This is a genomic window from Agrobacterium leguminum, assembly GCF_005144435.2.
GTDB lineage: Bacteria > Pseudomonadota > Alphaproteobacteria > Rhizobiales > Rhizobiaceae > Agrobacterium > Agrobacterium leguminum.
Map to the genome: position 1 here is coordinate 1,288,958 of NZ_CP120211.1, position 26,210 is coordinate 1,315,167.

The 26,210-nt window shown below is 58.8% G+C and carries 16 protein-coding genes; 12 read left to right on the plus strand and 4 right to left on the minus strand.

Features of this window, described 5'->3' with window-relative positions; all coding sequences use genetic code 11:
• Positions 1–91 precede the first annotated feature (91 nt).
• Entirely contained in the window at positions 92–1,483 is a 1,392-nt protein-coding gene (gene fumC / locus CFBP4996_RS06405) for a class II fumarate hydratase (protein ID WP_080818713.1), read from the plus strand.
• Positions 1,484–1,742: 259 nt separating this feature from the next.
• Here the strand turns inward: fumC and CFBP4996_RS06410 are convergent, their stop codons facing one another.
• The 4 genes from CFBP4996_RS06410 to CFBP4996_RS06425 all read right to left on the minus strand — a co-directional run bounded on the left by CFBP4996_RS06410 (position 1,743) and on the right by CFBP4996_RS06425 (position 5,967).
• Positions 1,743–3,371 carry a CTP synthase gene (locus CFBP4996_RS06410; protein ID WP_003524803.1) on the minus strand — a complete coding sequence of 543 codons (1,629 nt, stop codon included), beginning with the start codon at positions 3,369–3,371 and terminating at the stop codon, positions 1,743–1,745.
• A 159-nt stretch (positions 3,372–3,530) separates the two neighbouring features.
• Positions 3,531–3,986 (minus strand): preprotein translocase subunit SecG, encoded by a 456-nt coding sequence (secG, locus tag CFBP4996_RS06415; RefSeq protein WP_003524802.1) that lies wholly within the window; start codon positions 3,984–3,986, stop codon positions 3,531–3,533.
• A gap of 116 nt (positions 3,987–4,102) precedes the next feature.
• Entirely contained in the window at positions 4,103–4,873 is a 771-nt protein-coding gene (gene tpiA / locus CFBP4996_RS06420; RefSeq protein WP_080851921.1) for a triose-phosphate isomerase, read from the minus strand.
• Positions 4,874–5,085: 212 nt separating this feature from the next.
• Complete coding sequence (locus CFBP4996_RS06425) at positions 5,086–5,967, minus strand: alpha/beta fold hydrolase (RefSeq protein WP_080851919.1); 882 nt, start codon at positions 5,965–5,967, stop codon at positions 5,086–5,088.
• A gap of 225 nt (positions 5,968–6,192) precedes the next feature.
• Here CFBP4996_RS06425 and parE point away from each other — a divergent pair, with 225 nt between their 5' ends.
• From parE to CFBP4996_RS06480, 11 genes are all read left to right on the plus strand, one after another.
• On the plus strand, positions 6,193–8,304 hold the full coding sequence (parE, locus tag CFBP4996_RS06430) for a DNA topoisomerase IV subunit B (protein WP_080851917.1): 2,112 nt from the start codon (positions 6,193–6,195) through the stop codon (positions 8,302–8,304).
• 1,062 nt (positions 8,305–9,366) lie between these two features.
• Positions 9,367–11,358, plus strand: a complete 1,992-nt coding sequence (locus CFBP4996_RS06435) for a ShlB/FhaC/HecB family hemolysin secretion/activation protein (RefSeq protein WP_245310885.1) — start codon at positions 9,367–9,369, stop codon at positions 11,356–11,358.
• A 102-nt stretch (positions 11,359–11,460) separates the two neighbouring features.
• Positions 11,461–12,024, plus strand: coding sequence for an invasion associated locus B family protein (locus CFBP4996_RS06440; RefSeq protein WP_080851913.1), 564 nt, complete (start codon positions 11,461–11,463; stop codon positions 12,022–12,024).
• Positions 12,025–12,062: 38 nt separating this feature from the next.
• Positions 12,063–12,977, plus strand: a complete 915-nt coding sequence (locus CFBP4996_RS06445) for a ChaN family lipoprotein (protein WP_233283528.1) — start codon at positions 12,063–12,065, stop codon at positions 12,975–12,977.
• The gene (locus CFBP4996_RS06450) at positions 12,974–14,974 is read left to right on the plus strand and encodes a filamentous hemagglutinin N-terminal domain-containing protein (protein ID WP_233283529.1); all 2,001 of its coding nucleotides are present in this window, start codon (positions 12,974–12,976) and stop codon (positions 14,972–14,974) included. The genes CFBP4996_RS06445 and CFBP4996_RS06450 overlap by 4 nt, the downstream gene beginning before the upstream one ends.
• A gap of 125 nt (positions 14,975–15,099) precedes the next feature.
• Positions 15,100–15,939, plus strand: coding sequence for a tetratricopeptide repeat protein (locus tag CFBP4996_RS06455; protein ID WP_233283530.1), 840 nt, complete (start codon positions 15,100–15,102; stop codon positions 15,937–15,939).
• A gap of 28 nt (positions 15,940–15,967) precedes the next feature.
• Positions 15,968–16,510 carry a hypothetical protein gene (locus CFBP4996_RS06460; protein WP_080851907.1) on the plus strand — a complete coding sequence of 181 codons (543 nt, stop codon included), beginning with the start codon at positions 15,968–15,970 and terminating at the stop codon, positions 16,508–16,510.
• Between the two features lie 3 nt (positions 16,511–16,513).
• A complete protein-coding gene (locus CFBP4996_RS06465) occupies positions 16,514–17,014 on the plus strand; it encodes a hypothetical protein (RefSeq protein WP_080851905.1) in 501 nt (166 codons plus the stop codon).
• A gap of 14 nt (positions 17,015–17,028) precedes the next feature.
• Complete coding sequence (locus CFBP4996_RS06470) at positions 17,029–17,310, plus strand: hypothetical protein (protein ID WP_233283531.1); 282 nt, start codon at positions 17,029–17,031, stop codon at positions 17,308–17,310.
• A 61-nt stretch (positions 17,311–17,371) separates the two neighbouring features.
• Entirely contained in the window at positions 17,372–25,645 is an 8,274-nt protein-coding gene (locus CFBP4996_RS06475; RefSeq protein ID WP_080851903.1) for a two-partner secretion domain-containing protein, read from the plus strand.
• Positions 25,646–25,647: 2 nt separating this feature from the next.
• Positions 25,648–26,169, plus strand: a complete 522-nt coding sequence (locus tag CFBP4996_RS06480) for a DUF2247 family protein (RefSeq protein WP_080851901.1) — start codon at positions 25,648–25,650, stop codon at positions 26,167–26,169.
• The last annotated feature ends 41 nt before the right edge of the window (positions 26,170–26,210 follow it).

A 26,210-nucleotide genomic window follows, 5' to 3' on the forward strand; every position in this document is an offset into this window, starting at 1 on the left:
CATTGCCGGCGCGATGATTCTATATATCGGCCGCACAAGGCGGGCGAAGGCGCCGTTTTGGCGGAGGAAAACGAGTAAAAAGGCAAGATTGATGACAGCCACACGGACGGAAACCGATACATTTGGACCCATTGAAGTTCAGGCCGATCGCTATTGGGGCGCGCAGGCGCAGCGCTCGCTCGGCAACTTCAAGATCGGCTGGGAAAAGCAGCCCGCCTCTGTCGTTCGCGCGCTCGGCATCGTCAAGCAGGCAGCCGCACGCGCCAACATGGCGCTGGCAGGCCTCGACCCCAAGGTCGGTGACGCCATCATCGCCGCCGCACAGGAAGTCATCGACGGCAAGCTGACCGAGCATTTCCCGCTCGTCGTCTGGCAGACCGGCTCCGGCACCCAGTCCAACATGAACGCCAATGAGGTGATTTCCAACCGCGCAATCGAGATGCTCGGCGGCGAAATGGGCACCAAGAAGCCGGTTCATCCGAACGACCACGTCAATATGAGCCAGTCCTCGAACGACACCTACCCCACCGCGATGCACATCGCCTGCGTGGAAGAAATCGTTCATCACCTGTTGCCCGCCCTCAAGCACCTGCACAAGGCGCTGGAAGCGAAGGTCAAGCAGTTCGAAAAGATCATCAAGATCGGCCGCACCCACACGCAGGATGCAACGCCGCTGACGCTCGGCCAGGAATTCTCCGGCTACGCCGCGCAGGTGGCGTCTGCCATCGCCAATATCGAAACCACCCTGCCAGCACTCTCCAAGCTCGCCCAGGGCGGCACGGCCGTCGGCACGGGCCTCAACGCCCCCATCGGCTTTGCCGAAAAGGTCGCCGAGGAAATCTCCAAGATTACCGGCCTGCCCTTCGTGACTGCGCCGAACAAGTTCGAGGCGCTCGCCTCGCACGATTCCATGGTCTTCTCGCACGGTGCGATCAATGCGGCCGCTGCTGCGCTGTTCAAGATCGCCAACGACATCCGCTTCCTCGGCTCCGGCCCGCGCGCCGGTCTCGGTGAATTGTCGCTGCCGGAAAACGAACCCGGCTCGTCGATCATGCCGGGCAAGGTCAACCCCACCCAGTCGGAAGCGCTGACGCAGGTGTGCGCCCACATCTTCGGCAACAATGCAGCACTGTCCTTCGCCGGTTCGCAGGGTCACTTCGAGCTCAACGTCTATAACCCGATGATGGCCTACAATTTCCTGCAGTCGGTCCAGCTTCTGGGCGATGCGGCCGTCTCCTTCACCGACAATTGCGTCGTCGGCATCGAGGCCCGCGAAGACAACATCAAAAAGGGCGTCGAGAACTCGCTGATGCTCGTCACTGCGCTGAACAGCAAGCTCGGCTACGACATCTGCGCCAAGATCGCCAAGACCGCGCACAAGAACGGCACGACGCTGCGCGACGAGGCCGTTGGCGGCGGATACCTCACCAACGAGGAATTCGACCAGTATGTGCGCCCAGAGAACATGATCGGGCCGAAGTAATCGGTTTGGATTCTGGTGGAATGCAGAACGGGCCTTCGGGCCCGTTTTTTTGTTTAAACATATATGGCCGCAGACGTTATCGGGTAGGCGACAGACCTCTCCTCAAACGCGCCGTCATCCTCGGTCTTGTACCGAGGATCTGCCAACGTATCGCCAATCGCAACGTAGCAGATGCTCGGGACAGGCCCGAGCATGACGACGGAGAACGTATCAATAAAAAAGGGCCGCAAAAGCGGCCCTCTTCATCTCATTCAAACCGTCAAACCAGCCGGCTCTGCTCCACCGCCGCTTCCACGAAGCTCGCAAACAGCGGATGCGGGTCGAGCGGACGGCTCTTCAGTTCCGGGTGGTACTGAACGCCGATGAACCACGGGTGATCGGGATATTCCACCGTTTCCGGCAGGACACCATCCGGAGACATGCCCGAGAAGACCAGGCCGCATTCTTCCAGCCGGTCCTTGTAATCCACATTCACCTCATAGCGGTGACGGTGGCGCTCGGAAATATCCGTGGTGCCGTAGATTTCGGCGATCTTGGTGTCTTTCTTCAGCGCCGCCTTGTAGGCGCCGAGACGCATCGTGCCGCCGAGATCGCCCTTGGAGGAGCGCTTCTCCAGCTCGTTGCCCTTGACCCATTCGGTCATGAGGCCAACGACCGGCTCGGAAGTCGGGCCGAATTCGGTGGAGGAGGCATTTTCGATGCCGGCAAGGTGACGGGCCGCTTCTACGACCGCCATCTGCATGCCGAAGCAGATGCCGAAATAGGGCACGTTGCGCTCACGCGCGAACTGCGCCGCCATGATCTTGCCTTCCGAACCGCGCTCGCCGAAGCCGCCGGGCACCAGAATGCCGTTGACCTTTTCGAGATAAGGCGTCGGGTCTTCCTTTTCGAAGACTTCCGACTCGATCCACTCCAGCTTGACCTTGACGCGGTTGGCGAAGCCACCGTGATGCAGCGCCTCGATCAGCGACTTATAGGCATCCTTGAGGCCGGTATATTTGCCGACAATCGCAATCGTCACTTCGCCTTCCGGCGTGCGGATGCGGTTGCAGACCTCTTCCCAGGGCTCCAGACGCGGCTTCGGCGCAGGCTCGATGCCGAACGCGGCCAGCACTTCCGAATCGAGGCCTTCCTTGTGGTAGGCAATCGGAACGTCATAGATATTCGCCACATCCAGCGCCTGGATGACGGCGGAAGGACGCACGTTGCAGAACAGCGAAAGCTTGCGGCGTTCCGCTTCCGGGATTTCCCGGTCGGCGCGCACCAGCAGAATGTCGGGATGAATGCCGAGCGCCTGCAGTTCCTTCACGGAATGCTGGGTCGGCTTGGTCTTCAATTCACCAGCCGCCGGAATATAGGGCATCAGCGTCAGGTGAAGATAGATCGCCGTGCCGCGCGGCAGGTCGTTGCCGAGCTGACGGATCGCCTCCATGAACGGCATCGCCTCGATGTCACCCACCGTGCCACCGATCTCGCAGATGACGAAGTCGTAATCGTCATTGCCTTCGATCACGAAATCCTTGATCTCGTTGGTGACATGCGGAATGACCTGAACCGTTGCGCCGAGATAGTCGCCGCGCCGTTCCTTGTCGATGATGTTCTTGTAGATGCGACCGGTGGTGATGTTGTCGGTCTTGGTGGCCGAACGCCCCGTGAAGCGCTCGTAGTGGCCAAGGTCGAGGTCCGTCTCGGCACCGTCATCCGTCACGAACACTTCGCCGTGCTGTGTCGGGCTCATGGTGCCGGGATCGACGTTCAGATAGGGGTCGAGTTTACGAAGCCGCACCCGATAACCACGGGATTGCAACAAAGCTCCGAGTGCTGCCGCGGCGATGCCCTTACCTAGAGAGGAGACCACGCCGCCTGTGATGAATACATATCGCGCCATGGGATTCACCGGATACCTTTTTACCTCTGATTCCGCCAGCCCAAATTTCATGCTGTTGCAAATTCGCTGTTGACGAATTGGCAATGGGTCAGGCCGGAATGCGAACAAAAGAAAACCGGCAGGCTTTTGGCCTGCCGGAGCGTTAAATCAAAACCGGGCTTATTGACCGGTCGGAACTGCGTTCGGATCGGCGGGCTGCGCCGGGGCCGGAGCGGCCGTGCCGGAAGCGGCCGGAGCCGGGGTCGTCTGAGCCGGTGCGGCTGCACCATTGGTCGGAACGCCATTCTCAGCCGGAGCGGGCGTCGACGGCGTCGTCGCCGGGCCGAGCGTATCGAGAATGCCGTTACCCTGGCCCTGCGTGGCCGGAATACGGTTCAGAATATCGGTCGGGCGCGATTCGTAGCGCGTCAGAAGACCGAGGCCGAGCGAGGTCGCGAAGAACAACGCGGCAAGGATCGCCGTGGTGCGCGTCAGCGCATTGGCCGTTCCGCGCGCGGACATGAAGCCCGAACCGCCGCCGATACCGAGGCCGCCGCCTTCGGAACGCTGGATCAGGACCACACCGACAAGCGCCAGCACGATCATGAGGTGAATAACAATCAAAACGGTCTGCATGACAATCCATTCCATGCCCCGCGCGGAGCACTACAAAGAAGGTTTCGCGGCTCTTTACATGAGGCGAAGGCTTATTCCAAGCCCCTTTCCCGCCATCTGTAACAGGAAAACCTGTCTCAGGCCGTCAGTTGCTCGTATGCCGCATAGATGGACAGGAAGTCTGCGGCTTTCAAGCTCGCGCCGCCGATCAGCGCGCCATCCACGTTCTCGACGCCCATCAGCTCCAGCGCATTGGCGGGCTTCACCGAGCCGCCATAGAGGATGCGCATGGTCTTGCCGGCGTCGCCAAAGCGCTTGACGAGTTCGTCGCGCATGAAGGCATGAGCCTCGCGCACATCGTCCACGGTGGGTGTCAGACCCGTGCCGATCGCCCAGACGGGCTCATAGGCGATGACGGTATTTTCGGCCGTCGCCTCATCCGGCAGGGAGCCGGCGAGCTGGCGCTTGAGAATATCGAGCGTCTGGCCCGCCTTGCGCTCATCCGCCGTCTCGCCGATGCAGACGATGGCGATGAGATCGGCCTGATGGGCGGCCACGGCCTTGGCGCGCACCAGATGATCCGTCTCGGCATGGTCGGTACGGCGCTCGGAATGGCCGACGATGACATGGGTGCCGAAGCAGTCTGCGATCATCTCGGCGGAAATATCGCCGGTATGCGCGCCGGAGGCGTTCTGGTGGCAATCCTGCGCGCCGATCATCAGCGGGCTGTCATCGCACAGCGCCGTTGAGACGTAGAGCAATGTCGAGGGCGGGCAGATCAGCGCATCCACCTTTTCGGACAGCGCGCCCTTGACGCCCTCTGCCATGGCCTTGATCTGATCGAGCGAGGCACGGGTGCCGTTCATCTTCCAGTTTCCGGCAACAAGCGGTCGAACATTCGGCGTCATGCGTATCCCATTCCCTTTGTCTTGAGGCCGCCTGTGGCGGCGCCCCTTCCCTCAGCCGTATCACGGCCCATAATCGCGACAGAAACACTGCCGGAAATCCCGGGATATTCCTTTAACCTCAGCCGGCAACAAATGGTACAAAAAAGCGGCCGAAGGGTTCAAAACGACGGGCAATTTCTAAAAATTTGCCGTTGCTGACCCAAATCGACGCCTCAGCGGCTCAAAATCCAGTTCAAAACCGCCCGCCAGTCGGTCATGCGCACCGGTGTGCCGTGGCTGCCGGTCTCATAGCGCGTGAACCGCGCCGGCTCGCCGGCCTTCAGCAAGGAACGGAAGATCGTGGCCTGCTGATCAGCAGAATAGACCTTGTCGGCGCTGCCATGGGTGAACCAGACCGGCTTCTTCGCCCTGGCAAAGACGCTTTTCGGAAAATCCGGATCGACCGCACCGCCGAGGATCGCCATGCCCTTGAGATTGGCGACGGCAGCCTTGTCGCGGCTGATGCCGTAGCAGATGAAACTGCCCATGGAGGCACAGGTCAAAATGACAGGCTTGCCGCCCGATTTTTTCGCCGCATCGGCAATCAGCGCCGCAACATCGGCAACGCCGTTCTCATCGAAAGATCGCACGCTCGGCGCATAATAGGTGCCGCCATTGGCGACCGCCAGATTTTTCAGCCGGTTGAAATTGCCGCCGAACGTATAGTCGTTCATGCCGAGCCGCCGGTCACCGCCGCGCCCATGGATAAAGATGACCGTGAAGGCCTGCCCGCTTGCCGGCCCGACGCGGCCAACCTCAAGCGCCCTACCCTCAACGGAAACACTTTCCAGCGCCTGCGCCTTCTTCGGCGTCATATCGACATATTGCCGTTTCACCCGCCGCTCCGGCACCTCGTCGCGGCCGTTGATATCGCGCATCTCCTGATAGTCGATGACCTCGGAAGCGCCACCATCGGCCGTGGAAAGCACCGTCTGGGCGGAAAACAGCTCATCCTTGAAGGGACGCAACGGCCCATCGGAGGCGAAGGCTGCAACCGGCATGGCCGCAACACTCAGGCTGAAAAGAGTACAAAACGTGAAATGAGCTGTGGACATGCCTTGGCTAACCGTTCATTCGTGGCTGCGAGACTTGCCATTGCAACCTCGCCAGCGCAATCCTCCTGTTGCGAAACCCTGACACAATCGTGGCATAGGATGCGCCGCGTTTGCCAGACGGACCCACTTCAAATCGGACGGGAACCGCGTTTGGCGTTATGATTGACGCTACTGGCATAATGATTCGCATGGCGAAATTCTGACACACGACTTTGAACTTTGGACATGATGGACGACAGCAACGATCTCTTCTCCGGTCTTCCGGCAGCACGAAACAGCGAAACGGAAACGAACGAGGATACGGTGAAAGCCGTAAATGCCCCGGCGACCGCAGCCGCCAACGCGAATGTGCAGCCGAAACCCGCAGCCGTTGCGGCCGTGACGCCGCCCGCCCCCGTATCACCATCCGGTGACGACTACGGCGCGTCCTCGATCCGCGTGCTCGAAGGGCTGGAGCCGGTGCGCATGCGCCCCGGCATGTATATTGGCGGCACCGATGAGAAGGCGCTGCACCACCTGTTCGCCGAAGTCATCGACAACTCCATGGACGAGGCCGTCGCCGGCCACGCCAATTTCATCGAGGTTCACCTCGACGCCGAAGGTTTCCTGACCGTCACCGACAATGGCCGCGGCATTCCGGTGGAAAACCACCCGCAGGTGCCGGGCAAGTCGACGCTCGAAGTCATCATGACCAAGCTGCACGCCGGCGGCAAGTTCGACGGCAAGGCCTATGAGACATCGGGCGGCCTGCACGGCGTCGGCGTTTCTGTGGTCAATGCGCTGTCCGATCTTCTTGAAGTGGAAGTGGCCCGTAACCGCAAGCTTTACCGCCAGCGTTTCTCGCGCGGCCTGCCGATCGGTCCGCTGGAAGAGCTGGGCGACGTGCACAATCGCCGCGGCACCCGCGTGCGTTTCCATCCCGATCCGCAAATCTTCGGCGACCACGCGAAATTCGAACCGGCCCGTATCTTCCGCATGGCCCGCTCCAAGGCCTATCTCTTCGGCGGTGTCGAAATTCGCTGGAGCTGCGATCCCGGCATGGTGCCGGCCGGCGGCGAAATCCCCGAAAAGGCCGTGTTCCATTTCCCCGGCGGCCTGAAGGATTATCTCGCCGCCACGCTCGGCAAGGAATTCACCGTCACCCGCGAGATTTTCTCGGGCCGCACGGAAAAAACCGGCGGCCACGGTGCGCTGGAATGGGCGGTGACCTGGTATGGCGGCGATACGCAGATCCATTCCTATTGCAACACCATTCCCACGCCCGAAGGCGGCACGCATGAGGCCGGTTTCCGCATTGCGCTCACCAAGGGCCTGAAGAATTATGCGGACCTGACGCAGAACAAGCGCGCCAAGGACATCACCACCGATGACGTGATGATCTCGGCCGCCGGCATGCTCTCCGTTTTCATCCGCGAGCCGGAATTCGTCGGCCAGACCAAGGACAAGCTCGCCACCGTCGAGGCTCAGCGCATCGTCGAAAACGCGCTGCGCGATCCCTTCGACCATTATCTCGCCGGCAATCCGGGCGAAGCGGCCAAGCTGCTCGACTGGGTGATCGAGCGCGCGGAAGAGCGCCTGCGCCGCCGCAAGGAAAAGGAAGTCAACCGCAAGACCGCCGTGCGCAAGCTGCGCCTGCCCGGCAAGCTGGCGGATTGCGCCCAGAACACCGCAGAAGGCGCTGAGCTTTTCATCGTCGAGGGCGACTCGGCGGGCGGCTCGGCCAAGCAGGCGCGCAACCGCGCCAATCAGGCCATTCTGCCGCTGCGCGGTAAAATCCTCAACGTCGGCAGCGCCAGCCGCGAAAAGCTCTCCGCCAACCAGCAGATCGCCGATCTCATCCAGGCGCTCGGTTGCGGCACGCGCACCAAATATCGCGAAGAAGACCTGCGATATGAGCGCATCATCATCATGACCGATGCCGATGTCGATGGCGCCCATATCGCCTCGCTGCTCATCACCTTCTTCTATCAGGAAATGCCGGAACTCATTCGCGGCAATCACCTGTACCTCGCCGTGCCGCCGCTCTACGTCATCCGTCAGGGTGCCAAGAGCGCCTATGCCCGCGACGACGCCCACCGCGCCGAGCTGATGGAAACCGTTTTCAAGGGCAAGAAGGTCGAAATCGGCCGCTTCAAAGGCCTCGGCGAGATGATGGCCCAGCAACTGAAGGAAACCACCATGGATCCCGAAAAGCGCACCCTGCTGCGTGTCGAGATCGACGATGTGGATTTCGAAGGCACCCGCGAGGCCGTCGACAATCTGATGGGCACCAAGGCCGATGCCCGCTTCCGTTTCATTCAGGAACGGGCGGCATTCGCGGATAATCTGGATATCTGATGAGAAACCGATCTAAGTATTGGCCAAAAGGCGTTAGATCTGGCCATTTTGGAAGCTAAAACTGGCCAAACCACATTCTACTGTTTCCGGGTGCTGAAAGGTGCCCGGAAAATACCTTAAGGAACAAAACAGGAATAAACTAGACAGGCCCGGTGTTGGATTATGGCAGACGCGGTGATTGCAAGTTGGGACGGGCACGACTATCAGGCTCGGTTCTTCTGGATACATGCTTCAGGCCTTCGCAATCCGGAGACCCCGCATGTCGTCGAGGTCTCGTACGAGACCGATGGCCCAAAGGGCTTCGATGATGTCGTCGTGCGGTATAGCCCGGGCCAAACTGAACGCCGTTCGTTTAGGGTGGAGACGGCCCACCACCGGTTATATTCCTTTACCGCTCCATTGATTCTAATGATGTTCGGGTTGTCTTGAATGGACATACGAGTCTCCCTGCAGGTTTTCGGGAGACGGTGGCTGTTTCGGATTAAGGGAGTTACCTGTTTGTCAGGGGGAAACTACCCGATCTCCGGCTGGAAAGGTGGATTTCTCGGCCCCGAGCGCCTGCCTCTTCCCGGCTTCAGCGAAAATAGGGACAGACCCGCGAGCCTACAGCCCCTTCCCCCAATCACCGCCTAGAAAACACACGTAAAGGTCGTTCATCTTCGCCGTTACTGGTCGGGCAAATCAAAAAATCTGTCCCGGATTCGCCGCGTTTCGTGCCCATGCCGGCATTTGGGGCAGATCACAAACAATCACATATGACTTTTTGCATCTTATCCTGCGACCAATTCAACTGCTTGCAACCGGCTGCCTGCTTAACTTCGGCCGGAAAAATAAAACCAGCAATAGCAAACACTTAACTATAATTCTGACGTGAAGTATCGCCCCTTGAATCCACTCTGGCCAGCGCCGTGCGAGCTTCGATCTCAACGAAATCCAACGAATAACTGATGCAAATTGGTAACTCAATTCTCATTCTTTTGATAAGCGCGCCAGAGTTGTCTTGCAAAACACCCTCTATTGATTAATGCGTCACATTGGGCAACATGGGGTTGAAGTTTATTGATGACCAGATATCTGGCCAGAGCGCGATTCGTCGTTCCGGCAGCTACCAAATCATCTACAGCAAGTGGTTTCGACGGGAAGGTGATCGGCGGTATCGCGCTGACCTCACCCGCGTTGCGAAACTTGGTCGTCGTTCTCTGCGCAGCTCTTTGCTTTGCTCCACAAACGGCATTGTCACGGGATGATCTCAACAAACGATCGTCGGTAGAGGCAAACGCAGGTCAGGTAGATCCAGGTGTCGCCGCATCGCAGGAGCCTGCCCTGACGATCCAGACATTTGCAGGTCCTATATCTGATAATGCGACGTCCGGTGCTTCACCATGTTTTCCGGTAGACACGATCCGCATCGAAGGCGGCCACGAACTCATTGGCAGCGAAGCTGTGGAGGACGTGACAAGACCCTTCGCATTGTCCTGCCAGAGCAATGAAAGCGTCGGCGGATTACTAAAGGCGGTAAACGGCCTTTTTGCCGACAGGGGTTTTGCCACGACGCAGGCCTGGTTGCCGGAGCAAGACATTGCCGCCAGCAGAACGCTGGTCCTGCGCGTTGTGCCCGGGCGGATCGATGCGGTCACCTACAAGGAGGAGCAGCAGCCTTATAAGGCGTTCTTTCCCCGCATGGCCGAATTAAGTGGCAACGTCGCACGATCCACGTCCATTTCCGAGTTCGTGCAGCAGGCAGATGCCTGGTGGGAGGGCCTTGATGACGATCTCGAACGCCTGACCTTGCTGCCGCCATCCGCCCGGATCGCGATGACTGGCACAATTGCCAAAGACGATGTTCTGCATGTCGATCGCCTGCAGGACACACTCGATAGCCTCAACAGGGTTCCTTCGAACAAGGCAAAGGCGGAGCTTGTTCCGGGCAAAAGGCCGGCGACCTCCGATGTGCAGATCACGAACCGCATCAATGACGCGTTCAGGCTCTACGGCGGTTACGACACGGAATCAATTGAAGGTGTGGATAAGCTTCGCTTCGGGATCACGGCGGAGAAAGACAATCTCATCGGCATTAACGATATGTGGGGGCTGACGCTTAAGAGCGGCGTCGAGACTAACGAGCTAAGCGGCGATTTCGCTGTTCCCGTGGGACGCGCTACAATGAGGCTGAAGGGCGATTGGTCCGAGAACATGATCGACCTTGGTCCGCTTTCCGAGTTGTTCATGACGACCTGGAACGTTAGCGCGGGTGCCGACTGGATCGTTCATTCATCGCGCACGGAGCGGCTCGTCGCCGATTTCACGGTCGCGCACCGTGAACAGAACCGCTACATCAACGGCGTTGGGCTGATGGACCAGCGCGTTTCTCCGCTTCAGGCGGGTCTGACTTACAGCCGCTTTTTCGAACGCGCCAACCTGTCGGCCCGGATCGGTGCCAGCCAGGGGCTCTCTATCTTCAATGCACGCGAAGATGCCGACGATATCGATGACTCCACGCCCCACAGCCAGTTCACAAAGTTGGATGCATCTCTTTCGGGGTCTTATGTCTTCCCCGGGCGCGCCTCCGTTTCGTCCAGCCTGTCCACACAATGGGCAGCAACCGCGCTTTATTCCGACGACCAGATGACGATCGGCTCGCGCAGTTCGGTGCGCGGATTTTCCAATGGAAGCTTCAAGGCTGACCGGGGCGCGGTGTGGCGCAACGAGGTCGCCTTCGCGATGCCGGTCGATTTGCTTTTGGAGAAGGCCGGATCAGGCACACAGCCGGACAGCCAGGGTCCAGTGCAAATATCCGCCCCATCGTCGGAATGGGCGCGAACGACCCTCTCCCGTCTCAACCCTTATCTCTTTCTCGACGCCGGGCTCGGCCGCGACGTTGCCAATGAAGTCACCGGCTATCGGGTCGGCAGTGGTGTGGGCCTGCGATATGGCGGCCCGCGGCTTTCTTTCGACATCGGCTACGCCTGGCGGGTTGCTGAAGACAGCCGAAGCCGGCGCGTGAGCGAGGAAAAGGGCGAGTTGTTCATGACACTGCGTTTGAAGGTTTTTTGAGCCATGCCGTTTTTGTTCGATCCTCCCTCAAGAAATGCTGGCGATAATCACCTCACGTTCGGGCTGTGCTGCTGGCGGGTCTCATCAGTATCCGGAATTGGCATGGCGGCGCTTGTTGCCGTTGGATTACTGCTGATCGCGCCTGCGGCGAAAGCAAATGCGGAGGACGGCAAGGCTCCCGCTGTCCGGGAAGAGACTTCCGGGGTTGCGGCAGAAGCAGTCGTAGAGCCCAAACGTTATGGCGACTGGGAACTGGTCTGCAAGCCGCAGGCGGCTTCCGCCACGCCGAAAGCGGAAAGCGGAGCATGCCGTCTCCAGCAGGCGCAGGCCGTCAACGGCGGGAAGGATGTTGTCTTTCTGTTCAACATTGCGAGGCAGGGAAAACAACGTGTCGCGATCATTTCGACGCCCCTGAACGTCTATCTGCCTGCAGGTCTGGAGTTGAAGATCGATGGCGGGCAGAGACAGCGCGTTATCTTCGAGACCTGCAATATTTCCGGATGCCACGCCGGCTTTGCTCTCAACGGCTCGCTGCTCGGCGCATTGCGCAAGGGAAATGTTCTGACGGTCGCTCTCAAGGACACCAAGGCAACCACCATTCCGCTCAAGGTTTCACTCAACGGGATCAGCGCCGGTATCGACGCGCTGGATGCGGCAACACCATGAGACCAGACAGGGAGATATGCGCAGGGATAGCTCGCCATGTGTTGGCTGCGGTACTGATGGCTGCAGGCTGGCTATCAATGGCCGGACAAGGATTGGCGGCGCCCGGCGAGTTCAAGGACTGCACGGGCAGGATTGAAGAAGTGTCCAACAGCCGCCCGATCTCTTTTGCCGATCTGGCCGGTCGCGTCGGCAAGGTGGACTACGTGCTCTTTGGCGAACGGCATGGCGTCAGGGAGCAGGCAGTTGCGTCGTCCTGTGTGCTGTCGGCAATGGCAAAGGATGATCGTCCCGTAACCGTCGTGATGGAAATGCTCTCGCGCGATGACGATGCGGCAATTGCCCTCTATCGCAAAAACCATCCGGAAACACCGGCCGGGCTGGGCGCAGAACTTAAATGGTGGACGCGAGGCTGGCCAGCCTTCGACAACTGGTTGCCGCTCGTTGAGCGCGCATTCAGCCTTCGCATTCCGTTACGTGGCGGCGATCTGGCGGAAAAAGATGGACGCACGAGCGAACTGACACCAGGCGAGAAAAAGGCGATCCGCAAACGGCTCGGTGCAGCCGAAACCGCAGTCCGCGAAAGCTGGACGAAAGCAATGATGGTAGCGCATTGCGGCCTGATCTCGGACCGGCAGGCCACGCTGAACGCCGACCATCAGATCCGCCGCGATCTTTCGATGGCAGGTTCCGCAGAGCAGGCCCGAATGTTGAAGCATGGTGTTCTGCTGCAGGTCGGCCGTGGTCACGGCCGCAAGGACCGCTCTCTTTATCAGGCCCTTGCGCAGGCAGACGCGTCGGTTCTGACCGTTGGCGCTTTCGCCGAAGGTGAAAATATCACCGACGAGGAGCGCAGGCTCTACGATTACCTGTGGATCGTCGGCAAGGCTGAACTGGCCGACCCGTGCAAATTGACAGGGCTGACGAGCAAGACAGGGGAGTCCATCTCCAGATGAGAAGCACGTTCCAGTTGGCAAACATGAAGCATTCCCTCGCAGCTAGCCTATCCTTGCTGCTGTGCGGCGTTGCGTTGCCAGCCTTCGCGCAGGTCGTTCCCGACGGTGGCAGCAATACGAGGACGAGCACCGATGTCGCGACTGGTGCAACGACGGTTCATATAGCCGAACCGGTCGGCAGCCCCGGGTCCACCATCAGTCACAACACTTATACGGAGTTTTCTGTCAGCCCTTTCGGGGTCAATCTCGACAACAGTACGGTCCATGCACGCACGATTCTGAACGAAGTGACGTCTTCCCGCATCTCCAATCTTAATGGCCCGCTGAGGGTGGTAGGCGACCCCGCGCATGTCATCATTGCCAATCCCAACGGCATTTCCGTGAACGGCGCATCCTTCCACAACACCGGCGGCGTCGTACTTTCCACCGGTGAGGCGTCGATCAGGAGCTTCGAAGTTACACCAACGTCATACCAGGACAATGTCCTGCTCAAGACAAAAGACGGGACGATCAATGTCGGTCCCGGCGGCTTGTCCGGCGCCATGAGCACTCTGCACATGCTGGCCGGGCGTATTCGCATAGACGGGCCTGTCGAAAACAGCGCCGGTCAACTCCGTTCTACTATAGAATTAACCGCCGGCGGCAGCTCCGTCGAATACGATTCAGCGATTCTTCCGAACTCCGATCTCCAGAGCTGGGGGCGGATGGAGGCAGAAGGAAGCGACGACAATTCTGTCGCCATTGAAATAACCTCCCGCGGAACGTTGAAGGCCAATACGATCCGCATCCGCGCCACCAACAATGGCGCAGGTGTCAGCCACGCGGGCAACGGGCTCGCGATGCTGGGTGATTTCGTTATCGATGCGTCTGGCAAGGTCGCGACGAGCGGATCAATTGAAGCGAAGGACAATGTCCATGTTAAGGCGGGCTCGATAGAGGCCCGCTCACTGGCCGGTCAGCCTCAAAGCAGAATCGAAGCCATCAACGGCGCGTTGACGCTTCTTGCCAGGACGGGTGACATCACAAATACCGGTGTTCTGATGAGCGGGAAAAGCCAGGCATTCGTCAAAGCCGCTGGCGATGTAAAACTGTTGACCGAAAATACCGATCAACTGGCAATCGTCTTTGGTTCAGAGGGAAGGCTTGATGTGCAGGCCGAAGGCTCCGTTATCAACAATACGGGCAGGCTCCTCTCCAACAGCGAGACGACAATCGATGCAGGCAAGGACGTCCTTAATATTGCGGACATCCTGAACGGGGAAGGTGTCTGGCACCACCAGAAAGACGACGGCAAACGCCTCTGGTACACGCTCTGGCGATCGCGGGAAACGACCGAAACTATCAGCATAAACTACGGCCAGCCGCGTCTACCCGGCCGACAGGCATATATAATCGGCAGTAGCGTTTCGGTGAAGGCTGGCGATAACATCGTTAACCGCGGCAGTTCGATCAATGCTGATTCCGGGTCGGTGTATATTGAAGGCAGTAGCATCCTCAATGAGGGCGGCCTGTCCGGCTCCCTGCAGTTCGTCAATCGATGCAGGTTGACCTGCATCGGTTATGGCTCGTCCACGACAAATGTTTCGGGTGGCGCCATCAATGCCAACGGCAATATCGAATTGCGCGCCTCATCCTCAATCCTGAACAGATATGGCCAGATCGTCAGCTACGGCAGCATCAACGCGAGTGCTCCCTCCGTGGTGCTGGAGGGGGGCTCGATCCCGACCGTCGTTCAGCGTCCAACCGGCCTCTACAATTTCTGGGGTGGATCGACCGCGTGGATCGGGACCGGTGATCAGGGCGGCGTTTTTGAGGCGCCCCAGGGCAGTATCACGATCAATGCCTTCCGTCCTGTTCAGGTGACTGCGGGCACGCTGCGGGCGCGAGATGGTGTCTTTGCCCCCTCAGGCATCGAAACCTTCAAGGAAACGGCAGGCGAAGAATACCCGTTCGGCCTCGACTCCATCGGGCTCTTTCCGGGGATGGTGGGTAGATGATGGCAGGCCGAATTCACCGGAAATCACCATTCCTGTTCGCCGTGACGCCCAAACTCACGGCGCCGAAAAAAGACGACATTGCTCCCGGGCATGACCCGGAAAATCCCGATCACGGAGTTCAATCCATGCGCAACACATCATGCCGCCGACCGGCCCTCACCTCTCTGGCAGTTATCGCCCTCATGAGCGCTTTGGGTTTAGCCCATCCCACAGCGGCTGGCCCTCTTGAAGATGGCAAGGCGCTTCTGGAAAAGAAGGATTTTTCCAATGCGGCAAAGGCTTTTGCCGACGGTTTTGACAAGGGCGATGGAGAAGCCGGCTTTCATCTGGCGCGCATGGTCGAGCTTGGTGTGGGTTTTACGCCCGACGCGGTGAAAGCGCGGGCTCTTTATATTGCTGCGGCGGAAAAAGGTTCGGCTGCGGCGATGAACCGGCTGGGGCTCATGCATCTTCGCGGCGAAAATGTCCGCCAGGATTTTGCTGCCGCGGCTGAACTCATCTGCAAGGCTGCCGATCTCGGTAATCCGGAAGCCCAGTTCAATTGCGCAGGTCTTGTTCTCGATGGTCTTGGTCGCGCCAAGGATGCCGCAATTGCCTTCGGTTATTACGAGAAGGCCTCGCAAAATGGCCACACCGGCGCGCGCAACATGGAGGCCGCACTTCTTCGAACCGGTACCGGAACCGAACAGGACTTCGCCAGGGCGGTGAAGCTGTTCGAACAGGGCGCGTCACTCGGAAACCCGGTCTCGCTCTACGGTTTCGCCGAGATGCTGGAAAAGGGTGAAGGTGTGGCTGCCGATCCGATCCGTGCCCACCTCTATTACAATCTCGCCAATGAACGCGGACATCCCGGCGCGCGTGCCGCTCTCGAGCGCCTGACAGCGAGCATGACACCGACAGAGATCGAGGATGCGCAGGCGCGTGCCCGCAACTGGAAACCGGCTCAGGCCGTGGAAGCAAATTGATCGATCACATTGAATTTCGAGAGGGACCATGAAGATCACGACGATTTTTATCGCGGCGGGGGCTGCACTTTTGTTGGCGGGTTGCCAGACGGCGAAGCCGCTTTCTCCGGAGCAACAGGCGAAACAGGACGAATACAATCGCGAGAATGATCGAGTCGCCAAGGCGGATTGCGGACTGGTGGATTTGCTCAATCAGCGCAGGACCAAGGTGGACGAGAAGCCATTACATGCACCCGACTGCGCCTATATGCGCAGGAACAATACTCTTGTGGGTTTCGACGGCCGCCCGACGCCTTTACCGAATTTTGCCTTCAACGGGATCCCCGTGCCGATTGGCGGCGTCGTTGCACTCGCCCAGGCGGCGGAAAAGGCGACCAACGAGGAACGCGCAAAGAAAGCGCAAATACCAGCCCATCTGAAATCCGAGGATGGAGCAATCGTTTATCGGAAGATGATCCTTCGCGGGTTCAAGGAAACCGAGGTTGCCGTCGTCGCGGACAGTGGAGCTTTCTCTCACGCGGCCGTAGCGACGGGTCGCGGTCGGCAATATCTGGCATCGGGGGCGAGGTAAGACATGCGCGTTACATTTGTCGGCAAGGCGTTGATCGCATTCAGCCTGATTGGACTTGTCGGATGTCAGGGGGCTGCTCCGTCTGCTGAACAGGCAGCCAGGCGGGAAAAAATCGAACAAGCGAATCTGCGCAACGCACAGGCGTTTTGCACGATGATCGATGAGGCAAATCGATTGACAATCGCTCGCCGGCAGATGCCGCCTGAAAACGACGATTGCGCCTATTTCAGGCGCAACGGCACCCTTGTCGGCTACAGTCCGGCGGTCAGAAACCAATATACGGGCTTCTTCGACAATCTGCGGGATGTCGCGGCCTACGGTCGCGCGCAGAAGGCAGCGTTGCCGGTCTCGGTGAAAAACGACCCGGACGCTTCGGATATCTATCGCAAATTGCTGATCCGTGGTTTTGACGAGGAGATTGCCGGTGAAGTGTCGCGTTCGCGCGCGTTCCTTGAGGCAGCTATCGCCTTCCGGCACGCACGGCAGTCGCAAGGAATAAAATAATGGCTTGTTGGAAGATGACGCGTTTCCTTCCCGTTTTCCTCTCGCTGGCCCTGGCTGCCGGCTGCCGGCCCACCGATCCGCAGCCGGTCGCGACACTGAACGGCGAAAAGATCATGTCGGCGACATGCACCAATTCGATCGTCACCCCGACGGAGCAATCCTGCAAAAAGGCTGTCCTCGAAAAATGCCGACCGGGGGCGACCATCGCCGACATGAGCGAAACATCTCGCCCGGTTTACCGCCATCCGGGATGGACCACGCAATATATCTGGACCGTCCTCATAAAGAACTGCTGACGGCGCGGTTTGCGCCTACCCGAATATGAACTCAATTGCCATTGCTGGTGGGAGTATCCGAATGAAAACGATGATGGTCAAAGCGCTGATCCGCAAGTCCAGACCGGGCAAGCTGGTCAAGAAGGCGACCGCATTGGTGACGTCGGTCAGCCTTGTACTGACGACGATCGCCAGTTCATTTGCACCCGCCAGTGCGCAGGTCATCACAGATCCGACCGCGCCAATTGAGTTTCGTCCAAATGTGACGTCTTCGGGCAACGGAACGCCGACGCTAAACATCGTCAAGCCGTCGAGCGGCGGCGTCAGTCACAACAAATTGCGCGAGTACAATATCGATACGCGCGGGTTGATCCTGAACAATTCCGGGCTTGGCGGAACCTCCATCATCGGCGGCAAGGTTGAATCCAATCCCAATCTCGTCGGTGGCGGCTCCGCCAAGATCATCGTCAACGAAGTAACCGGCAGCAGACGTTCGAACCTCAATGGTGTGACGGAGGTTTTTGGTTCTAAGGCTGACGTGATCGTGGCCAATCCTAATGGCATCGATTGCATGGGATGCGGATTTATCAACACCGGCCGCGCGACGCTGACGACCGGGACACCGCTTATCGACTACAATGCGGGCACGGTGGGACTGGAAACCAGGTCTGGTGACATCACCATTTCCGGTGCTGGCGTTTCGGCCGCGGGCGGCCAGTCGCCGGACGAGATCCGGCTTGATGCAAAGTCGATCCGGATCGATGGCCTGATCGATGCGCGGGGTCGTATCGACCTCAAGGCCGGCTCCAATCGCACGGATGGTTCAACGGGCAAAACGACGGCCATCGCCGGCGATGCCGCGGGCCAGGGGATCGTTTCGAGCGCGGCAGGCGTTCTACGCGCGGCATCGATTGCAGCCCTTTCCAGCGATCTGAGCACAGGAATTTCGCTGGCTGGCAACATACAGGCTCTTGGTATGCTCGACGCCAATGGCGCGCTCCTGCCGGGCGCACTTTCGCTTGTCTCCGCTGGTGATATCCGGATGGTGTCAGGCGGTGTGGCGGGCAACGCCGACCTGCGTGCAGCAGGCGCGCTTCAGATTGCGCGCGATCTCGCGGCCCAGGGAGAAATCTCCATCACCGCCCGCGATGTTTCTCTCCTCGATACGGCGACCGTAGAGGGCGGGCGCGGCCTTTCCATCGTCGCGAGTGCCGACATCGTTTCCGCTGCCGTCCTCAAATCCGGCGGTGCGATGACGGTGGAAGCGGGCGGCAGTGCTTCTCTGTCCGGTATTATCGCCAGCGTCGGCAATATGAACCTGCGTGCGACAGACAAACTTGCCACCGACACGGCGACCCTTGTCGCACCGAACATCGACATCAGGGCGAAGGATGTCAGGCTCACATCGACCTGGTTCGAACCGGGAAAACAGGGTTCGATCACGGCAACGAATGTCGAGATCGGTGACGGCACCCAGTTCAAAAAGACCTCCAAGGTATTTATCAACGCAGCCGAAGAGCTGACCATCGGCACCCGGATCGATACTGGGGAATATTCCAAGCTTTTCATGGCTTTCCGGGACCTGGCTATTTCGAATACCGGCAAGTTCACGACGGGCGACCACCTGTTCGATGTCCGCAACTTCAGGAATGCCGGCGTACTCCTTTCAAGCGGCCAGCTCGCGATCAACGCTCAGCAGGCTATCGTTGATGCAACGGGTGTCATCAAGGCCGGGACGCTCAGGATAACGACCGCAGGCAATCTCACCAATCTGGGAAGCCTCCTCTCCGAAACGACGCTTACGCTTCTTTCTGACGGAAGCGTAACAAATGATGGAAAGATCACCGCAGCAGGTGAACTTGAACTCGATGCCGTAAATTATATCGCCAACTCGCAGGGGGCAAAATTGGCCGCCCAGAAGGCAGAGTTGATCCTCGGGAGCGAACTCCGCAACAACGGAGCGATTAGCGCACTCGAAACCGTCGATATCACCGCCGGCGGCGCGATCACGAATACCGGTGCGATCCGATCCAATGCAGACCTCACTCTCGTGGCGGCTGATCTCCTCAATTCCGGTGCGTCGGCATTGATCGGGACCTATGCGGCAAACGTAAACATCACCCTTTCGGGCACTCTACGCAATGCGGGTCTGATTGCTGCGTCTGGGGATTTGATCTTGCAGGCGGGACAGGGAGTGCAAAATGCCACAAGCGGCGAAATCGTCGCCAAGACAATAGAGACCAGGGTCGTTGGTGATCTGGTCAATCTCGGCAAACTCGTTTCTGATACAACGTTGAACGCAACCGTTTCCGGTCTTCTCGCCAACAGCGGTTCTATCCATGCCGCCAGTGATCTGGAGCTGACTGTAGGCGATCTGATCAACAGTGGCACCGGTTCAATCGCGTCCAGCCGGACGCTGAGGCTTTCGGCAGACACCACTCTGTCGAATTCCGGTCTTCTGCAAGGCAGAGAGGGGTTTTCAGTTTCGGCTGAGAAGCTCGATAACCAGCAAGCAGGACGCATATATGCCGGTTCGACACGCCAGACAGAAAATGGCCCCGTAGCCGTTGGCGAATTGACCGTAAACCTTTCCGGAAGTCTCTCCAATCTCGGTCAGATCGTTTCGGTCAACGGTGCGCTGCTTTCAGCGGCAACGAGCCTTGGCAACAGCGGATCGATTGAGGCTGGTGGAAATCTGCGTCTTCAGACCTATAGCTATATTCCCGGCTCTTCCTCTGCCCGTCTGGTGGCCCGCAACCTCGACCTCATCCTTGGCTCTTCCTTCACCAATGCCGGGCTGCTTGCCGTCGCCGGCAAGCTTGGTCTCGATGTCAAAGGCAATCTTGTCAACGGCGCCACAGGTAAAATCGATGCCGGCGCGATAGAGGCCAGTGTTAGTGGAAACCTGCACAATCTTGGTTCGATCCTGACACCCGGAACACTGAACGCCGTGGTTGGCGGCCTGCTGACAAACGAAGCGCTGATCCATGCCGGAGCGGGATTGAAAGCCCAGGCCGCGTCGCTCGCCAATGTCGGGACCAATGCCGCAATCAAATCCAGTGGCAATATGATCCTCGAGGTTCGCGGCAATCTCGACAACAACCTCGGCCGTATATTCGCTGGCGGCAATCTTGCAATCGAGGTCCTGGCAACACTGACCAACGCGTCGGCCCGCATCGAAAGCGGCGCCGATATGCAGATCAAGGCGACGGCACTGATCAATACCGCCTTGGATGGGACGGACAGCGCGCAGGACTATTACCAGCTCGGCGATCTCAGCATTCTCTATGCGACCGAGCGCACCAGTAGCCCTGCGCGGTACTGGGGGACGATGACTGCCACGCGCGACGAGTTCTCCGGGATTGTTCGGGTTCGATTGCCCGGCACGATCCGCGCCGGCGCAAACATGGAGATTTCAGGTGATGCCCTTGAAAACCGCGAAGGTCGTATCCTCGCGGTCAAGGACCTCTCCATCGACGTGAACCGTATCCTCAACGACATGGTCACCAGCAACATCGATCACTATCGCGTGCAATGGGGCGGTGTCCGGGGCTTCATGGATAACGGGTCCGGCAAGTTCCATGCGCCCGTTGGCGCCGATCCGCGATGGTTCGTGGCACAATTCAACCCCGCCGTTTTCAAGGACCCGGCGCTTGCCGAACGCGCTGAAGGCGGCAACCGGATGATTGTCATTTCCAAGGGCAAGTCGCCGGTGACGATCACCTATTCGGGCAAACAGAAATACAAGGATGGCGTTATCAACGGAGGCGCCGTCCAGGTCATCGAATACGCGGACGCGGCAAGTCTGCTTGATCTGGCTGCGCTCGGTATCGATCCGAACAATATTCCCGATGTGATCATGATCGGCAGCCGTATGGCAGACGTCGGGAGTGGACCCTACGGCAACGCCACGAAAACATATGTCGGAACCGCCACGGTCGGTGTCGGCTCCATGATAAAATCGGGCGGCTCCCTCATGATCGACGGCGGCGCTGCGATCACCAATCGCGGTACGCTTTCGGGAAGCCTCGTGTCCATCGAGGCAGGTGAGTTGCAAAACGGCCTTGGCGCGCCGGGCGGCATCGATGGTTCCGGCTTCGGCAATTATAGCGGCACGACGCCCGGTGGCATCAGTGGCAACGCCGCAGGTCAGTTGGGTATCGTCAACTTCGTGCTCGATGATGTCTCGGTTCCGCCTCTCGACCTCGGGGCTTTCGAAGCGCGGAACCTGCACAGTGTCAACGCCGCCGATTTCGGCAACCTCGTGCGCGTTACCGGCTCGGCCGAAGCCGCGCGCCTTCTCGGCTCGGCGCGCATAGATGGCGCGGCGCTCACCTTCTATGCGGATCCGGTCGCGGAAGCCAAGGCTCTCGCCGAGGCGGCCCGCCAGCAGGCTGGTACGCATCTGGTCGTCGATCCGTCCCTCTCCGTGGAAGAGCAACGGGAGCAGCTTTACCGCAACGCTGCGGAATTCGCGGCGAGCACCGGCGCGCAATACGGCGTGGCCTTGACCGAGGCGCAGCGCGCTGCTCTCGAAAAGCCGATCGTGTGGCATGAAACCCGCATCATCGACGGCAAGCCGGTGCTTGTTCCGCGCCTTTACCTGCCCTCGCAGGACGAACTGCTCCGTGGCGGGCGCGGCGCCGGCCTGATCGCTGCCGACGATCTCCTGATCGATATTGACGGGAAGCTCAACAACAGCGGCGCGATTGTGGCCTCCGGGCTCGCCTCGATTTCCGCCTCCTCTATCCTTAACCAGCGCCTGATCGACCTCGATGAGCGTGACCGCGCACTTGCCGGTGGGCGTGGCGACAGCGGCCTCATCTCTGCCGGCACGCTGTTCATGGCGACCGATGGCGATCTTCTGAATCGGGGCGGCACGCTTGCCTCGGCAGGCGACATCGATCTGAGGATCGGCGGCTCGCTGATCAACGAAACAGAGCGCTACACCCGCACCGTCGATTCACAGGACGGTTGTGTTGGCAAGGCCTGCGGCACCCTGCGCACCGATTATAATGTTGCATCCATCTCGGCCGGACGGGATCTAACCGTCATCGCCGACCGGGATATCGTCAATAGCGGCGGTACACTCGGCTCCGTCACCGACATGCTGCTGGCGGCCGGACGCGATGTGACCTTCGAGACGCTGAAGGACAGTTTCGTCGCTGAAGATTACAAGAAGCGCGGCTTCCTGTCGGGTATCACGGTGCTGCGCAACGAGATCACCACAGCCGAGGCCAGCGCCCAGTCGCTGGTTGGCGATGTCTCGATCCTTGCCGGCTACGGCGTATGCGACGGTGGCAGCCTGTGCGCGAAGGGAACCGCTCCTGGCGATGTTCTTCTGAACGGCGCGCTGGTCAGCGCCTTCGACAAGCTCTCGATCGACGCCACCGGTAAAATCGACATGGGTGCCGTCAGTGAGGAAGTCGAGAACCGCTACAAGGAATGGGGTTTCAAGGGTCTGGGCTGGGGCTCGGTCAAGCAGGCGTGGAACGACGTCGATACGACCGTCACCCGGCTTTCGGGCAATGATGTCTCGCTCAACGCCAAGGGTCCGATCACCGGTACGGGTGTGAAGATCGCCGCCGTCAACGACCTTCTGATGAAGACCGATGACACGATCCGGCTGGAAGCGGCGCAGGATGCGCTTTATTTCACGGAGAAGGGTTTTTACGTCGGGCTGAGCTTCCCGGGATCGGCCGGCATAGATGCCGCGCTGAAGGGCGGCTCCGGCGGCCAGATCCTTTCCGGCCTTGCCGGCATCAATCCGATCACGGCGAAACTCGCAACGCTTGCCAATGCCGACAATGGCCTTGCGGCGGGGCTGGCTGCCGTTAATCTGGCGACCACCGGAGCTTCCGTTTTCGGCGGTGCTGTGGACGCTACCCTCGGACCCAGCAAGGGCGGTGTGGTTGGTTCCGCACTCGATCCCCTCAAATCTTTCAGAGATCCTGGAACAGGACAAATTACGGCAGGGTCGATAGCGAAGACTGTCGGCATCAACCTGTCCGTCTGGAAGAGCGAGCAGCGCTGGAGCGAGAGCCAGGTTTCAGAACTGACGGCTGGCGGCGATATCGTCATGAAGGCCGGGCTGGACGTCATTCTGGATCAGGGCACGAAGATGGTCTCCGGCGGCGATGTCTCCATCGATGCCGGCCGCGATATCCTCATGGCGGCGCTTGTCGATTATGCCAAGGACAAGTCGTCTTCCTTCGGCCTGCAACTCTCCCTGTCCTCGATCGGCTTCGATATCGGCAAGTCGAAGGGCTATGACGAGACGCTGACGAATGCCTCCATCACCTCCGCCGGCAATGTTTCGCTGACATCGGGCCGCGATACGGCGCTTCTGGGCGGCAACATCATCGGCAGGACGGTCGATCTCGATGTCGGGCGCGATCTCACCATCCTCTCGCCGCAGGCTCAGGGCTGGCGCGACGGCTTTTCCTTCGGCCTGACGGTTGGCGTCAACCCCGCCGATTGGAGCGTTCGCGGCTCGAAGGAGGACGGTTTCAAGGCATGGTCCTCCGGCTCGGAGATTGTCGCGGCACAGGGCATCGATATCAAGGTTGCCGAAGACACCACGTTGGTCGGCGCGCTGCTTCAGGCGACCGATGGCGATATCAGCCTCGATACCGGCACACTGACCGTGGCTGACCTGAAGGACACAGACCAATACAAAAACGTTGGCGGCTCGATCGGTCTCAATGGCGGCGGGCTGAACTCCGTCGGCTTCTCCTATGAAAAGAAGGACAAGCAGGGCGAAACCCGCACGACGCTTGATGCGTCCGGTGATCTGAACGTCACCATTCGCGATGCCGACAAGGATGGTGTCACCGGAACGGAAGCGGACAAGGCGGCCGCCGAGCAGCTTCTCGCTTCCATCAACAAGGATGCCTCGAAGTATCAGGAGATCACGAAGGACGACTACACCAAGCTGTCGGGTGAGCTTGATGTGCAGAACCTGATCGAGTTTGGCGATAATCTGAAGAAGATTCAGAACTATCAGCGGGCGCAGAACGCGGCAATTCCCGAAACTGTCGCGGCGCAAGGGCCGGAAGCCATCGATCTCTATCGTGACGCTATCGTGCGCGGGCTGACTGGAGCAGAGTTGCAGAACTATATGGCCTCGCAGGAGTTTCACGACCAACTCGTGAAACGGAACAATCTGTCTGCGGCAATTGCGTCTGGTGAGAAGACAAAGGAAGAGATCTCTCAGATTCTCTATCTTACAGCAGCGGGCGAGCAACTGTTCTTCGACAAGAAGGACAATCAGCTCAAGATCGTCACGGACTGCGGAACCAACGGTTACGGCTCAAGTCCGTGCGGAGTGCCGCTAAATGAACTTAGCAAGCTTTCACCTGACAAGGTACAGAGTTTCATCGATTCCTCGCTTGTTACTCTGCTCCAACCCCAGACGAACATCGATGCTGCAATTCAGGCCGCACTTGATTGCGCCATTGCCTGGACCATTCAGGGCGGCTCATTCGATGCCTTCGGCTACATTGAAAATTATCTGCAAACGAACACCAGCGCCATCAGTGACGAAAGCCGCTACAGGGCCGATGCCAATCTTGCCGTGGCCCGCGCCAATGCAATCCAGATTGCCAAGGCCGTTGATGCGAAGCTCATCAAGAACCTCAACGATGAGAGCATAAACTGGGGCTCCCAGCTCTATGATGTCGCTAAAATCGCACAGGCCGACCCGGATTCGGCCTGGGGCATGATTTCCACGCTTCAATATCAATTGCTGGCCATGGGCGATGCCTCCGATCTGGGGGGGAATACTTGGGCGCGTATGATGCCGGCTCTCAGTGCACTGGCTGACAGCCTTGGCATGGGAGACGCCGTGGCGGCGGGTCGGGACCGCTTCCAGCAAACGAGCGACGAGGAGCGTACGCGCGTCAATCGCGGTATTCGCGCCTGGATGGCAGGCGACGGTAGTTTTGAGAAGTTGTCCTTAGCGGATCAGCAGGCGGCCACCGCCGCTTTGGGAGCCGGAATTGTCACAGTAGGGATTGCTCCTGGCTCCGTCGTTGGGGGGATCGTCGGTCACGTTGTTGGCCGTCCCATTGCTGACATGATACTAGGTGCGCCGCGGATCGGAAGTGGTCTGAAAGCTGATAGTTCGCATCGAGCCGCTAGTTTTGCGACTGCAGAACAGTTGATGACTGGAAAGGTCTTCGAATTAGTTGGAGGGGATGGCGTAAAGCGAACGCTCTTGCAAACCAAAGCTGAATATAACGGAAAGAGCGGAATATTTGAGTATATATTTCAATCAGGTAAAGGTGTAACCCATCAAAGGTTCATCGAAGGAGGAGTAATCAATGGCGCACCAAATCAACGAGTGAAACCATAATCATGATGAAATTAGAATTTAGTTCTGTCGGCCCTTTCATCAAATTGAACTGGATAGACATCCAGTGGGCGGTTAATTTTGGTCTAATAGATGAACGTTTCGCAATTCAATTTGCGGAATCCCGGATCCAGTCAGGCAGTTACTCTGAAGAGGAAATTTCACTCGCGCTTCAAGAGTTTGAGAATGAAAGTAACATTACCGCTCTCTTGGTCACATTAGCATCTTCTACTTTACCTGATACTGGATTCGATTCAAAACGGAAGTGGCTTTTTATTGCCTTGTCCTATTTATTCAACCACAGGTCCGCTTACAGCGATGTTTTTTCCTGCATAGAGGAAGTTTATGCTGACTTCGATTACCCCGCCTGCATGGACGAGTTTGTTCCTTATATGCCGCCCAAAGATGGATACGATCCCACATCTCATTCATTGGAAGAGAACAGGTCGCGATTGCTGATGAAATGGGAGAATTATTTGAACCAAGAGAAAGAAACACTGACCTCACTTGGGAAGCAAAGTGGCTGATTGGACGCAGGAGTTTACTCACAAGTCCAACCACATCAGCA

Coding starts and splice junctions, on each gene's coding strand:
- fumC (WP_080818713.1), top strand. CDS start 92: ATGACAGCCACACGGACGGAAACCGATACATTTGGACCCATTGAAGTT.
- CFBP4996_RS06410 (WP_003524803.1), bottom strand. CDS start 3,371: ATGGCGCGATATGTATTCATCACAGGCGGCGTGGTCTCCTCTCTAGGT.
- secG (WP_003524802.1), bottom strand. CDS start 3,986: ATGCAGACCGTTTTGATTGTTATTCACCTCATGATCGTGCTGGCGCTT.
- tpiA (WP_080851921.1), bottom strand. CDS start 4,873: ATGACGCCGAATGTTCGACCGCTTGTTGCCGGAAACTGGAAGATGAAC.
- CFBP4996_RS06425 (WP_080851919.1), bottom strand. CDS start 5,967: ATGTCCACAGCTCATTTCACGTTTTGTACTCTTTTCAGCCTGAGTGTT.
- parE (WP_080851917.1), top strand. CDS start 6,193: ATGATGGACGACAGCAACGATCTCTTCTCCGGTCTTCCGGCAGCACGA.
- CFBP4996_RS06435 (WP_245310885.1), top strand. CDS start 9,367: ATGACCAGATATCTGGCCAGAGCGCGATTCGTCGTTCCGGCAGCTACC.
- CFBP4996_RS06440 (WP_080851913.1), top strand. CDS start 11,461: ATGGCGGCGCTTGTTGCCGTTGGATTACTGCTGATCGCGCCTGCGGCG.
- CFBP4996_RS06450 (WP_233283529.1), top strand. CDS start 12,974: ATGAGAAGCACGTTCCAGTTGGCAAACATGAAGCATTCCCTCGCAGCT.
- CFBP4996_RS06455 (WP_233283530.1), top strand. CDS start 15,100: ATGCGCAACACATCATGCCGCCGACCGGCCCTCACCTCTCTGGCAGTT.
- CFBP4996_RS06460 (WP_080851907.1), top strand. CDS start 15,968: ATGAAGATCACGACGATTTTTATCGCGGCGGGGGCTGCACTTTTGTTG.
- CFBP4996_RS06465 (WP_080851905.1), top strand. CDS start 16,514: ATGCGCGTTACATTTGTCGGCAAGGCGTTGATCGCATTCAGCCTGATT.
- CFBP4996_RS06470 (WP_233283531.1), top strand. CDS start 17,029: ATGACGCGTTTCCTTCCCGTTTTCCTCTCGCTGGCCCTGGCTGCCGGC.
- CFBP4996_RS06475 (WP_080851903.1), top strand. CDS start 17,372: ATGAAAACGATGATGGTCAAAGCGCTGATCCGCAAGTCCAGACCGGGC.
- CFBP4996_RS06480 (WP_080851901.1), top strand. CDS start 25,648: ATGATGAAATTAGAATTTAGTTCTGTCGGCCCTTTCATCAAATTGAAC.